Origin of the sequence: Cupriavidus necator, from assembly GCF_040578825.1 — a bacterium.
In the GTDB taxonomy this organism is placed as follows: Bacteria; Pseudomonadota; Gammaproteobacteria; order Burkholderiales; family Burkholderiaceae; genus Cupriavidus; species Cupriavidus necator_E.
In genome coordinates, this window is record NZ_JBEFLI010000025.1 from 50,002 (window position 1) to 62,666 (window position 12,665).

The following is a 12,665-nucleotide window of genomic DNA, read 5'->3' on the forward strand; positions in this document are numbered from 1 at the left end:
CGCAAATCCTGCGTCCGGCGGGCCGGGCACTGTATGTTTAAACAGTATGCTGTGATTTTATACAGTATCGGCGCGAGCGCAAGCAGAATTTTTCGGAGAGTTCGCAGCGCCGGATGGCCACACAACAGCGCCGGGATGCGGCCCGCCGGGCCGGCACCGTTACAATCGCGCATTCGCATCCGTCCTGTTTCCGCAGTTCCTATTCACGAGCCCCCATGACCCAATTGCCTCGCATCGTCGTACTGGCTACCGGCGGCACGATTGCCGGCGCCTCCGGCAACCCCGCCAGCAGCGCGCGCTACCAGGCGGCGACCGTGCCTGTGTCTTCGCTGCTGGCGGCGGTGCCGGCGCTACAGTCGGTCGCCCGTATCGAGGCCGAGCAGGTTGCGCAGGTCGACAGCAAGGACATGACTTTCGCGCTGTGGCAAGCGCTGGCCGCCCGCGTGGAGCACTGGTCGGCGCAGCCTGATGTGGCCGGCATCGTCATCACGCACGGTACCGATACGCTGGAAGAAACCGCGATGGCGCTGCACCTGACGCAGGCCTGCCCGGTGCCGGTCGTGATGACCGCGGCAATGCGACCGTCGACGTCGTTGTCCGCCGATGGCCCGCTGAACCTGCTCGATGCGGTGCGCGTGGCCGCGCATGCGGATGCGCGCGGGCAGGGCGTGCTGGTGGTGATCAACCAGCAGATCCACGCCGCACGCGATGTGGTCAAGGCCCATACCTCTTCAGTGGATGCCTTTGTCTCGGCCAGCGGCCCGCTGGGCTTCGTGCAGGACGACTATGTGCGCTTCGCCCGCGCACCGCGTGCCGGTTGGGCGATCGGGCCGATGCCCGCAACTTGGCCGGCGGTGGAGATCGTGGCGAGCTACGCGCAGCCGGGCAGGGTGGTGGTCGATGCATTGGTCCAGGCCGGTGTGGCCGGTCTGGTCGTGGCGGCCACCGGCAACGGCTCGGTGCATGAAGCGCTGGGTGCCGCGCTGGCCGATGCCGCCGCGGCAGGGGTGGCCGTGGTGCGCAGTTCGCGCACGGGCGCAGGCCATGTGGCGATTCCGCCGCAAGCAAGCCCGGTGGACGGCTTGTTCGTGTCAGCGGGCGACCTGAATCCTTATAAGGCGCGCGTGCTGCTGATGCTGGCATTGGCCGCGGATCCGTCGCTGGCGCGCGAGCCGGCGCGACTGCAGGCGGTCTTTGCCCGGGCCTGAGTTAGTCATCGCAGCGCCGCCGGGGAAGGCCGAAAAGCAGGCGGCTTGCGCGCCCCCGCTCATCCGGGCTATACTCTAAGGCTATTCAACCTTGCCACACCGGACTCGTGACGCCCGGGTGGCTTATCCAAAAGGAGCGTCAATGCGTCATTACGAAATCGTCTTCATCGTCCACCCGGACCAGAGCGAACAAGTCCCGGCCATGATCGAGCGCTACAAGCAGCTCGTGACCTCGCAGAACGGCAACGTCCATCGCGTGGAAGACTGGGGTCGTCGCCAGATGGCCTACATGATCCAGAAGCTGGCCAAGGCTCACTACGTTTGCCTGAACATCGAATGCGGCAAGGAAACGCTGGCTGAACTGGAACACGCGTTCAAGTTCAACGACGCCGTCCTGCGCCACCTGATTGTGCAGACCAAGAAGGCCGAGACCGCACCTTCGCCGATGATGAAGGAAGTGCAGCGCGAAGAAGCCCGCAAGGCCGCGCAAACGACCACCGAAGGCCAGCCCGCCTGAGTGCGGACTGCGGTGCCTGTCATGGCTGACAGCGTCAGCCAGGGCGGCACGGATGGCAAACAGCAAGAGGCCCCGCGTTGAACCAGCTTCGGCTTGCCGCCACCCTGGCGGAACGCGATGCCCTTCGCTATACCCCGGCCGGGGTGCCCGTCGTGAACTGCATCCTGCAGTACAGCGGCGAGGCGGTCGAGGCGGAAACGCCGCGCCAGGTCGAGTTTGCCATCGCAGCGATGGGAATCGGACAGGTCGGCCAGCGGCTGGAGCGTCTACCGCTCGGCACGCTGCTCGACTGCGAAGGATTCCTGGCCCGCAAGCACCGCAACAGCAAGGCTCTCGTCTTTCACATCACTGGATGTAAAGCATTCGTAAAGGATTGAATCATGGCATTCGTCAAACGTGACAACAAGAACAAGAAGCGCTTCCAGCAACAGAACCCGCTGTTCAAGCGCAAGCGCTTCTGCCGCTTCACCGTGGCTGGTGTGGAACAGATCGACTACAAGGATCTGGACACCCTGAAGGACTTCATCGGCGACAACGGCAAGATCACGCCGGCCCGCCTGACCGGCACCAAGGCCCACTATCAGCGTCAGCTCGATACGGCGATCAAGCGTGCGCGTTTCCTCGCGCTGCTGCCGTACACCGACCTGCACAAGAACTGATTGTCCAGGCCCTAGGTCCGTTAAGGAGAAAACACGATGCAAGTCATTCTGCTGGAAAAAGTCATCAACCTGGGCAACCTGGGTGACATCGTCAAGGTGAAGGACGGTTACGCCCGTAACTTCCTGATCCCGTCGAAGAAGGCGCGCCGCGCCACGCAAACCGCGATCGCCGAGTTCGAAGTCAAGCGCGCCGAGCTGGAAAAGGCCGCTGCCGAGAAGCTGGCCGCCGCGCAAGCTGAAGGCGAGAAGCTGAACGGCCTGACCGTCCAGATCACCCAGAAGTCGGGTGTGGATGGCCGACTGTTCGGTTCGGTGACCAACGCCGACGTCGCCGAAGCCCTGGAAGGCCAAGGCTTCAAGGTCGAGAAGGCGCAGGTTCGCATGCCGAACGGCCCGCTGAAGACGGTGGGCGACCACCCGGTCAGCGTTGCCCTGCACACGGACGTCGTGGTCGACCTGACCGTGTCGGTCCTGGGCGAGAGCGTCTAAGACCGCTGCAGCCTCGCATCGGCGCCATGGCGCCGGCCGAAGGCCCGCAAGCACTGCAAGCAGAAAGGCAGGAGCCCTGGCTCCTGCCTTTTTTGTTGCCGCACGCGCGGAAGGCTCGCGATCCCGCAGGCCAAATGTCCGGCGAAGTGAGGCCACCCGCCGTTATAATCCCTCCCCATGAACGCGCCCGTCGCCGATCCCCAACTCGAGAACCTCAAGGTCCCGCCGCATTCCATCGAAGCCGAGCAATCGGTGCTGGGTGGCCTGCTGCTGGACAACGCCGCCTGGGACCGCATTGCGGACTTCCTGTCGGAAGCGGATTTCTACCGCTTCGACCACCGGATGATCTTCCAAAGCATCGCCCGCCTGATCTCGGCCACCAAGCCGGCCGACGTGATCACGGTCTATGAGATGCTGCAGGTCGCCGGCAAGGCCGAGGAGGTGGGCGGGCTGGCGTACCTGAATTCGCTGGCGCAGAACACGCCCAGCGCGGCCAATATCCGCCGCTACGCGGAAATCGTGCGCGAGCGTTCGGTGCTGCGCAAGCTGGTGACGGTGGCCGACGATATCGCGTCGGCGGCCTTCGCACCCAAGGGGCGTGAAGTCCGTGAGCTGCTCGACGAGGCGGAATCCAAGGTCTTTGCGATCGCCGAAGAAGGCTCGCGCGGCCAGAAGGGTTTCCAGGAAATCCAGCCGCTGCTGACCCAGGTGGTCGAGCGCATCGACGAGCTGTACCACCGCGATTCGACCACTGACGTCACCGGCGTGCCGACCGGCTTCATCGACCTGGACAAGATGACCAGCGGCATGCAGCCGGGCGACCTGATCATTGTGGCGGGCCGCCCGTCGATGGGTAAGACCGCATTCTCGCTGAACATTGGCGAACACGTGGCGGTGGAGCAGGGCCTGCCGGTGGCAGTGTTCTCAATGGAAATGGCGGGCACCCAGCTGGCCATGCGTATGCTGGGTTCGGTCGGCCGCCTCGACCAGCACCGGCTGCGTACCGGCCGCCTGCTGGACGAAGACTGGCCGCGGCTGACGCATGCGATCCAGCGCATGAACGACACGCAGCTCTTCATCGACGAAACGCCGGCGCTGAACCCGATGGAGCTGCGCGCCCGTTCGCGGCGCCTGGCGCGCCAGTGCGGGCAGCTTGGCCTGATCATCATCGACTACCTTCAGCTGATGTCGGGTTCCGGCGGCGGCGAGAACCGCGCCACGGAAATTTCGGAAATTTCCCGTTCGCTGAAGGGCCTCGCCAAGGAACTGAACTGCCCGGTGATCGCGCTGTCGCAGCTCAACCGAAGCCTGGAGCAGCGACCCAACAAGCGTCCGGTAATGTCCGATTTGCGCGAATCCGGCGCTATCGAACAGGATGCCGACGTGATCCTGTTCATCTACCGCGACGAAGTCTATAACCCGGACTCGCAGGACAAGGGCACGGCCGAAATCATCATCGGCAAGCAGCGTAACGGCCCGATCGGCACCGTGCGGCTGACCTTCCTGGGCCAGTTCACCAAGTTCGACAACTTCAGCGGCGGCCCGGCTTTCTTCGACAACGACACCTGACGAAGTCAAGCCTGCCCGCAATAGTCCGCACTGCGCCGTCTCCTTTGTGCTAATTGGCGGGCAATATCCCCGCAACCCTGTAAAATATTGCGCTTTGATGACAGCCGCCGACCAGGCGGCTGTCGTTCAATGCGTCCGCTCAATCTGCAACACACCAGCAGCGCCTGCGCGCTACCACAAGGAACATCCCATGTTCGGCCGATTCATGCCCACTGAGGGCAAGTTCTTCGAATATTTCAACCAGCACGCCGACTGCGCGGTGACCGCCGCCCATGAACTGCAGGCCCTGGTCAACGACTTGCCCAACGCCGAGGCGCATGCCCGCCGTGTCCAGGCCACCGAGAAGAAGGCTGACCGGATCACGCACGACACCATCGACCTGCTGCACAAGACCTTCATCACGCCGCTGGACCGCGACGAGATCCACAAGCTCATCACGACCATGGATGACATCCTGGACCTGATGGAAGACGTGGCCGAAACCATCTCGCTGTACGACGTGACCAACCTGACCGACGAGGCGCTGCGCCTGGCGGCGATCTGCGTGCAGTGCTGCGACCAGGTCAAGATCGCTGTGGGCCTGCTGGAGGACATGGGCAATGCCAGCACCATCCTGAAGACCGCCCAGCAGATCGACCAGCTCGAGTCCGAGGCCGACCGCGTGATGCGCTCGGCGATGTCCAAGCTGTTCCGCGACGAGACCGACGTCAAGCGCCTGATCAAGCTGAAGGCCATCTACGAACAGCTCGAGACGATCACCGACAAGTGCGAGGACGTCGCCAACATCATCGAAGGCATCGTCCTGGAAAACGCCTGAGGCGGCAATCGGCATGCAGACCATTCAAATGAGCCTGTGGGTGATCGCCCTGCTGGTGGCGCTCGCGCTGCTGTTCGATTTCATGAACGGCTTCCACGACGCGGCCAACTCGATTGCCACGGTGGTATCCACGGGCGTGCTCAAGCCGCACCATGCAGTGGCGATGGCGGCGATGTGCAACGTCGTTGCGATCTTTGTCTTTCACCTGAAGGTGGCCGCCACGGTGGGCACCGGCACCATCGACGTCGGCATCGTCGACCACTACGTGATCTTCGGCGCGCTGGTGGGCGCGATCGCGTGGAACGTCATCACCTGGTACTACGGCATTCCGTCGTCGTCGTCGCACGCGCTGATCGGCGGGCTGGTGGGCGCGGCGGTGGCCAAGGCCGGCACCGGTGCGCTGGTGGGCAGCGGGCTGCTGAAGACCGTCGCCTTTATCCTGATCTCGCCGTTCCTGGGCTTCCTGCTCGGTTCGATCATGATGGTGATGGTGGGCTGGACCTTCTTCCGCACGCCGCCGTCGCGCGTGGACCGCTGGTTCCGCCGGCTGCAGCTGGTGTCGGCCTCGCTGTACAGCCTGGGCCATGGCGGCAATGACGCGCAGAAGACCATCGGCATCATCTGGATGCTGCTCATCGCCAGCGGCCACGTGGTGTCAGGCGGCCAGCCGCCGACCTGGGTGATCGTGAGCTGCTACGTCGCCATCGGCCTGGGTACGCTGTTCGGCGGCTGGCGCATCGTGCGCACCATGGGGCAGAAGATCACCAAGCTCAAGCCGGTCGGCGGTTTCTGCGCCGAGACGGGCGGGGCGCTGACGCTGTTCTTTGCTTCGGCGCTGGGCGTGCCGGTGTCGACCACGCATACGATCACGGGCGCCATCGTCGGCGTCGGTTCGGCGCAGAAGATGTCGGCGGTGCGCTGGGGCGTGGCCGGCAATATCGTCTGGGCGTGGGTGCTGACGATTCCAGCGTCGGCGTTTATGGCGGCGATCGCGTGGTGGGTCGGGCGGCATATTCTGTGACGCGGGCCGATCCGTATTAAAAAAAAGCCAGGCGGATGCCTGGCTTTTTTTATGACAATGCTGCCGCGGAGCCGCAGGGTTCCGAATCACCGCTTGTGTTCTCCCTCTCCCGTTTGCGGGAGAGGGTTGGGGTGAGGGCCGGGATTATCAACGAAGTCCAGCCCAGTGGTATGCCACTGCCTGCCCTCACCCCCTGCCCCTTTCCCGCAAGCGGGAGAGGGGAGCAAACCGGCAGCGGGTGCAACTTTTAGCAGTCTGAAGCCCGCTACATGGCTGGCTATTTGCTGGCACGCATCAGCGATTGGCAAAGGCTGCAATGGGATCATCATCATCCGGCAGCGGCGCCGGCTCCGGCACCAGGGGCGCCGGGACGGCAGGAGGCGCGGCCGGCGTTACGGGCGCTGGCGGGGGCAGGTTGATCGCGCCCGCCACCACGCGCCGTGCGCCGTTGTAGCGCGACGCCCAGTAAGGCTTGCCCATGTCTTCGAGCCGCACGGTGCCGCCCGACGACGGCGCATGGACAAAGCGGTTCTGCCCGACATAGATGCCCACGTGCGAGTTGGCGCGACCGGTGGTATTGAAGAACACCAGGTCGCCGGATGCCACCTCGCTGCGGTCGAGCGACGTGCCGCGCGTGCCCATCGCCTCGGTCGTGCGCGGCAGGCTCACGTTGGCCGCGCGCGAAACCACGTAGCGCACCAGTCCGCTGCAGTCGAAACCGGCATCCGGCGTATTGCCGCCGTAGCGATAGGGCGTGCCGACCAGCGACATGGCCTGGATCGAGATTTCTTCCAGGCCCGCGCTGGGATCGACCATGGGCTTGCCGGGCGTGCGCGGCAGGCCGCTATGGCGGGAAGGCGGGGAGCTGGCGCAGGCCGCGAGCAGCAGCGCGGTGGCGCAGAGTAGCGGCAGGCGGGCGCTGGCGAACAGGCCCTGTCGACGCGAGGCGTCGGAGAATAGACGGTTACGGTGCAATGGCATCCTGTGGTTCCGGTCGCCGGCCTGCCGGCGCACCGGAGAGGCTTGCCGCTACCAGCGTAGCTGGGCGTTGCGCGTACCGGTGCTGACCTTGATGGTTTTGGCCTGGCCCTTGTAACTGGCCTCGATATTGTAGCTGCCTTCTGGCGCACGTATCAGGCAGCGTGGGCCGGCGGCGCGGAAGGTGGCGACTTCCTGCTCGTCGCGCACCAGCCTGACCGCGACGTCTGACAGGTATTCGCCGGCCGCGCCCTGCGTGAACAGGATGCCGATATTGAAGTCCTTCTCCTTTGCGGCCAGCGCCTCGCGTTCGTCCTCGGCAACGCCGCCGCAGACGTAGCTGACCGGGCCCATGGTGCGGATCACCATGTCTTCGGGCGCGGCGTGCGCGGGCCGCGCACAGACGGCCAGCGCCATGCCGGCCGCGGCAAGCGCCAGCCAGGTGAACGGCTGCCGGAGCCGGTTGCGGGCGGCGGCAGTCCGTGCGCGGCGCTGGTCGGCAGGCGCAGGCCTGCCGTGCAGATGCGGATGGTTCATCGACGCCTCCAGTAGGGGTGCGTAGCGGGAGCGACCGCACGCAAACATGCGGACATCATAGCCGCAATGCGCTTGCGCTTGACGACAGCAAACCGGCGCGCCCGCCCGAAGGCAAAGGCGCGCCGGCCGCCATCCGTGTCAGAGCACGTCGCCTGCGTGATCGGCCAGGCGCGAGCGCTCGCCGCGCGCCAGCGTGATATGGCCGCTGTGGCTCCAGCCCTTGAAGCGGTCGACCACGTAGGTCAGGCCCGACGAACCCTCGGTCAGGTACGGCGTGTCGATCTGCGCGATATTGCCCAGGCAGATGATCTTGGTGCCGGGGCCAGCGCGCGTCACCAGCGTCTTCATCTGCTTGGGCGTCAGGTTCTGCGCCTCGTCGATGATGACGAACTTGTTGACGAAGGTGCGGCCGCGCATGAAGTTCATGCTCTTGACCTTGATGCGCGAGCGGATCAGCTCCTGGGTGGCGGCGCGGCCCCAGTCGCCGGCGCTGTCGTCGCTCTTCTGCAGCACCTCGAGGTTATCGTCGAACGCGCCCATCCACGGCTGCATCTTCTCTTCCTCGGTGCCGGGCAGGAAGCCGATATCCTCGCCTACCGGCACGGTGGCGCGGGTGACGATGATCTCGTTGTAGAGCTTCTGGTCCAGCACCTGCTCCAGGCCTGCCGCCAGCGCCAGCAGGGTCTTGCCGGTACCGGCCTGGCCCAGCAGCGTGACGAAGTCGATGTCCGGGTTCATCAGCAGGTTGAGCGCGAAGTTCTGCTCGCGGTTGCGCGCGGTCACGCTCCACACATTGTTCTTGTGGTGCGTGTAGTCCTTCAGCGTCTGCAGCAGCGCGGTCTTGCCGTTGATCTCCTTGACCTGCGCATACAGCGGCAGGCTGCCGTCGACCGGCTCCAGGTAGACGAACTGGTTGACCAGGAACGAGGGCACCAGCGGCCCGGTCAGGCGATAGAACATGGCGCCCGACTTGGGGTCCTGCCAGCTTTCCACGCCCTTGCCGTGCCTGGTCCAGAAGTCGCCCGGCAACTGCATCACGCCGGCATAGAGCAGGTCCTTGTCTTCCAGGACCTGGTCGTTGAAGTAGTCCTCAGCCGGCAGGCCGAGCGCGCGCGCCTTGATGCGCATGTTGATGTCTTTCGACACCAGCACCACCTGGCGCTCGGGGTATTGCTGCTGCAGCGCGCTGACCACGCCCAGGATCTGGTTGTCGGCCTTGCCCTGCGGCAGGCCCTCGGGCAGCTTGATGTCGTTCAGGCGCGTCTGGAAGAAGAGCTTGCCCTGCGCGTCGCGGTTGCCCAGTCGCTCCAGCGGCAGTCCTTCGTCGAGCACGCCGTCGGTGCCGCCCACCAGCGAATCGAGCGTGCGGCTGACCATGCGCGCGTTGCGCGCGACTTCGCTCATGCCCTTCTTGTGGTTGTCCAGTTCCTCGAGCGTCATCATCGGCAGATAGATGTCGTGTTCCTCGAAGCGGAAGAGCGAGGCGGGGTCGTGCATCAGCACGTTGGTGTCGAGCACGAACAGCTTGCTCGGCCCCTCGAGCTTGCGCGTGCGGCGCGTGGTGCCGGTGGACGGCTTGACCAGGCTGACAGGCGCGGCGGTGACTGCCGGCGTGGAGAGGGCCGGCGTCTCGGCGCTGCGGGCGCGGGTACCACCGGCGGCACGCGCCTTGACTTCAGGCGCCTGTGTGTCGCCGGTCTCCAGCAATGCCACGCGCTCGAGCGCCGGCACAGGTTTCTTGCCCTGTGTGGCGGCTTTGGCCTTGGGCACCGCGGTGACCGGAGCAAACTCGCTCGGATCCAGCAATTGGGCAGGCTTGGCGGGCATGGTAGGCAGCGGCATGCTTGGCTTTCCTTTCAGGGGGACAAGAAGGGGGCAAGGGCGTCCGTGCCGCGGCGCGCGGTGGCGTCGCAGGCAGTGGCCGGGGCATGCATGCGCGAGGCATCCGGCATGACGGACAGGCATGAGTGCAAACAAAAAAGCCGCCATGCCTGCATAACAGGTGTGGCGGCTATCTTGCGGACCGGCGACACGGCAGGTCCGCTACCGGCCTGTGGCGCGAACCGCCTGGGCCGGGGACTTGAAGCAACGTGGCATCCGGAATCTGAACTCATTACGGGCCAATGTATCCGAAGGTTTTGCGTTTGGCAATTGGGTTTGCCAGCCGCCTGTCACGTCATCGGTACGCGGTGTCGCGGCGGCGCAAAACCTCACAGGCCGCGCACGATCTCCAGCACTTCGTCGACATGGCTGGGCACCTTGATGCCGCGCAGCTCGTGGCGCAGGATGCCCTTGCCATCGATGACAAAGGTGCTGCGCTCGATGCCCCGATGCTCCTTGCCATAGAGTTTTTTCATCTTGATGACATCGAACAGCGCGCACACCGCTTCATCGGCATCGGAGATCAGTTCGAACGGCAGTTCAAGCTTGGACTTGAAGTTGTCATGCGAGCGGATGCTGTCGCGCGAGATGCCGAACACCCGTACGCCGGCCTTGGTGAAATCATCGTACTGGTCGCGGAAGTTCATGGCCTCCGTGGTGCAACCCGGCGTGTTGTCCTTCGGATAGAAGTACAGCACCACCGTCTTGCCGCGCTGGTCGGCGAGGCGGAAGGCGGCGTCGCCGGTCATCGGCGCGCTGAAGTCGGGTACGGCCTTGTTAAGACTGACGGTCATGCTTGTGGCTCCTGGGCGAGGGGCAGAGGGATCAGGATGGAGGGGGCTGCCACCTTAGCGGGAGCAGATTGGGGCGCGCGGCCGGACTTCAAGCGTGGCGCCGGCTCAACTTTCGCGGCCGGCGCCAGGCGGATGCGGTCACGGTCAGGTGCCGCCGCTTTCGGGCTCCAGCAGCAGCACCGCCGCCACCCTGCGGCCCTCTGCCATCAGGATGTTGTAGGTGCGGCAGGCGGCCTGCATGTCCATGGCGTCGACGCCCACATGGCGGCGCGACAGCGAGGCGGTCAGGCGCGGGTGCGGAAAGCGCAGGCGCGCGCCGGTGCCCAGCAGGACCACTTCGGGGCCGAGTTCGGCGAGCTGCTCGAAATGCGCCGGCTCGAGGTCTTCGAACCGGCTGACCGGCCAGGGCCGGACTTCGCCTTCGGGCATGACCAGCAGCGAGGTGGTGTGGCGGACGAGATTGATTTCGATGTATCCCGGCCCATAGGCCGTGACGGTATTGAGCGACTGGGGCTGGTCGGCGTGGAGTTTCACTTGGAGGCCTCTGCGGCGACCGCCGCGGGCTGGCTGGCACGCCCGTGGGGCGAGTGGCCGGCGGCGCGGGCGGACGGGGTGTGAAGGGCAGGACAGGTGGCGGGGCGGGCGACGGCCTGCGGGCCGTTGCCGCTCAGGCGGCTGGCGCACGCTGCAATGCAAGAATCCCTGCCGAAGTCTGTCATAATCCGATAAATTATAGCTTTTGCCTCCCTGTCTGCCACGTTCGCGTTGCATCGCAGCGGACGGCGCGCCAGCATCACTCGGTTTCGTTCAGCTATCAGTTTCGTTCAGCCTTCGCCCGGATTCCCATATCCGGTGCCGCCGACGCGGCACCGTATTGCCAGCCAGCCCCTGCCAGCCTGCCCCGACATCGCCGTGAAACCCATCCAGAAATCCAACAAACTCAATAACGTTTGCTACGACATCCGCGGGCCGGTGCTGGAAAAGGCCAAGCAGATGGAGGAAGAAGGGCACAAGATCATCAAACTGAATATCGGCAACCTGGCCGTGTTCGGTTTTGACGCGCCGGAAGAGATTCAGCAGGACATGATGCGAAACCTGCCGAATTCGGCAGGTTATTCCGATTCCAAGGGTATTTTCGCCGCGCGCAAGGCGATCATGCACTATACCCAGCAAAAAAATATCGAGGGCGTCGGCCTGGACGATATTTATGTCGGCAACGGCGCCTCCGAGCTGATCGTAATGGCCGTCAACGCGCTGCTCAATACCGGCGATGAAGTGCTGGTACCGGCGCCGGACTACCCGCTGTGGACCGCCGCGGTGAGCCTCTCCGGCGGCACGCCGGTGCACTATATCTGCGACGAGGCCAACGACTGGATGCCCGACCCGGCCGATATCCGGGCCCGCATCACGCCGCATACCAAGGCCATCGTCATCATCAATCCGAACAACCCCACCGGGGCGCTGTATTCGGACGAACTGCTGCTGGAGATCGTCGCGATCGCGCGCGAGCACGGCCTGATCATCTTTGCCGACGAAATCTACGACAAGGTCCTGTACGACGGCCACACCCACACCTCGATCGCCTCGTTGTCGACCGACGTGCTGACGGTCACCTTCAACGGCCTGTCGAAGAACTACCGCTCGTGCGGCTACCGCGCCGGCTGGATGGTGGTATCGGGCGACAAGCGCCCGGCCATCGACTACATCGAAGGCCTGAACATGCTGTCGTCGATGCGCCTGTGCGCCAACGTGCCGGGCCAGTGGGCGATCCAGACCGCGCTGGGCGGCTACCAGAGCATCAACGACCTGGTGAACGAAGGCGGACGCCTGCGCCGCCAGCGCGACCTGGCCTACGAGCTGATCACCGCGATCCCGGGCGTCACCTGCGTCAAGCCGAAGGCCGCGCTGTACCTGTTCCCGAAGCTCGACCTGTCGATGTACCCGGTGCAGGACGACCAGGAGTTCATCTACGAACTGCTGCAGGAGTCCAAGGTGCTGCTGGTACAGGGCTCGGGCTTCAACTGGGCCAAGCCCGACCATTTCCGCATCGTGTTCCTGCCGCACGAGGAAGACTTGCGCGAGGCCATTGGCCGCATCGCGCGCTTCCTCGAGGCGTACCGAAAACGCCACGGCAAGGCGGCGGCCTGATTTCGCCGGCCGCGCCGCATCCCATCCTTAGCAACTGAGAAGATTTG

General features: G+C 64.8%; 14 protein-coding genes. 9 read left to right on the forward strand and 5 right to left on the reverse strand.

The annotated features are described in order from the left end of the window. Window positions 1-215: 215 nt before the first annotated feature. The 8 genes from AB1I47_RS14645 to AB1I47_RS14680 all read left to right on the forward strand — a co-directional run bounded on the left by AB1I47_RS14645 (window position 216) and on the right by AB1I47_RS14680 (window position 6,280). The gene (locus tag AB1I47_RS14645) at window positions 216-1,208 is read left to right on the forward strand and encodes an asparaginase (RefSeq protein ID WP_354684470.1); all 993 of its coding nucleotides are present in this window, start codon (window positions 216-218) and stop codon (window positions 1,206-1,208) included. Between the two features lie 142 nt (window positions 1,209-1,350). Then, entirely contained in the window at window positions 1,351-1,725 is a 375-nt protein-coding gene (gene rpsF, locus AB1I47_RS14650; protein ID WP_354684471.1) for a 30S ribosomal protein S6, read from the forward strand. A 77-nt stretch (window positions 1,726-1,802) separates the two neighbouring features. After that, a complete protein-coding gene (gene priB, locus AB1I47_RS14655; protein WP_209753947.1) occupies window positions 1,803-2,102 on the forward strand; it encodes a primosomal replication protein N in 300 nt (99 codons plus the stop codon). Between the two features lie 3 nt (window positions 2,103-2,105). Continuing rightward, window positions 2,106-2,384, forward strand: coding sequence for a 30S ribosomal protein S18 (gene rpsR / locus AB1I47_RS14660; protein ID WP_006575387.1), 279 nt, complete (start codon window positions 2,106-2,108; stop codon window positions 2,382-2,384). A 36-nt stretch (window positions 2,385-2,420) separates the two neighbouring features. Further along, a complete protein-coding gene (rplI, locus tag AB1I47_RS14665) occupies window positions 2,421-2,873 on the forward strand; it encodes a 50S ribosomal protein L9 (RefSeq protein ID WP_354684472.1) in 453 nt (150 codons plus the stop codon). A gap of 177 nt (window positions 2,874-3,050) precedes the next feature. After that, window positions 3,051-4,442, forward strand: coding sequence for a replicative DNA helicase (locus tag AB1I47_RS14670; RefSeq protein WP_354684473.1), 1,392 nt, complete (start codon window positions 3,051-3,053; stop codon window positions 4,440-4,442). A 190-nt stretch (window positions 4,443-4,632) separates the two neighbouring features. Beyond that, window positions 4,633-5,259: a DUF47 domain-containing protein gene (locus AB1I47_RS14675; protein ID WP_010809517.1), complete on the forward strand. Its 627-nt coding sequence runs from the start codon at window positions 4,633-4,635 to the stop codon at window positions 5,257-5,259. Window positions 5,260-5,272: 13 nt separating this feature from the next. Then, window positions 5,273-6,280 (forward strand): inorganic phosphate transporter, encoded by a 1,008-nt coding sequence (locus tag AB1I47_RS14680; protein WP_354684474.1) that lies wholly within the window; start codon window positions 5,273-5,275, stop codon window positions 6,278-6,280. Window positions 6,281-6,574: 294 nt separating this feature from the next. On the opposite strand, the gene AB1I47_RS14685 is transcribed toward AB1I47_RS14680, so the two are convergent. From AB1I47_RS14685 to AB1I47_RS14705, 5 genes are all read right to left on the reverse strand, one after another. Continuing rightward, window positions 6,575-7,261, reverse strand: a complete 687-nt coding sequence (locus tag AB1I47_RS14685; protein ID WP_354684475.1) for a C40 family peptidase — start codon at window positions 7,259-7,261, stop codon at window positions 6,575-6,577. A 48-nt stretch (window positions 7,262-7,309) separates the two neighbouring features. Continuing rightward, window positions 7,310-7,795: a hypothetical protein gene (locus tag AB1I47_RS14690; RefSeq protein WP_354684476.1), complete on the reverse strand. Its 486-nt coding sequence runs from the start codon at window positions 7,793-7,795 to the stop codon at window positions 7,310-7,312. 138 nt (window positions 7,796-7,933) lie between these two features. Beyond that, complete coding sequence (locus tag AB1I47_RS14695; RefSeq protein WP_354684477.1) at window positions 7,934-9,637, reverse strand: PhoH family protein; 1,704 nt, start codon at window positions 9,635-9,637, stop codon at window positions 7,934-7,936. A 368-nt stretch (window positions 9,638-10,005) separates the two neighbouring features. Next, on the reverse strand, window positions 10,006-10,470 hold the full coding sequence (locus AB1I47_RS14700; protein WP_354684478.1) for a peroxiredoxin: 465 nt from the start codon (window positions 10,468-10,470) through the stop codon (window positions 10,006-10,008). Window positions 10,471-10,614: 144 nt separating this feature from the next. Next, window positions 10,615-11,004, reverse strand: a complete 390-nt coding sequence (locus AB1I47_RS14705; RefSeq protein WP_354684479.1) for an Mth938-like domain-containing protein — start codon at window positions 11,002-11,004, stop codon at window positions 10,615-10,617. A 378-nt stretch (window positions 11,005-11,382) separates the two neighbouring features. On the opposite strand from AB1I47_RS14705, the gene AB1I47_RS14710 reads away from it, so the two are divergent. After that, window positions 11,383-12,618 carry a pyridoxal phosphate-dependent aminotransferase gene (locus AB1I47_RS14710; RefSeq protein WP_354684480.1) on the forward strand — a complete coding sequence of 412 codons (1,236 nt, stop codon included), beginning with the start codon at window positions 11,383-11,385 and terminating at the stop codon, window positions 12,616-12,618. Window positions 12,619-12,665 lie beyond the last annotated feature (47 nt).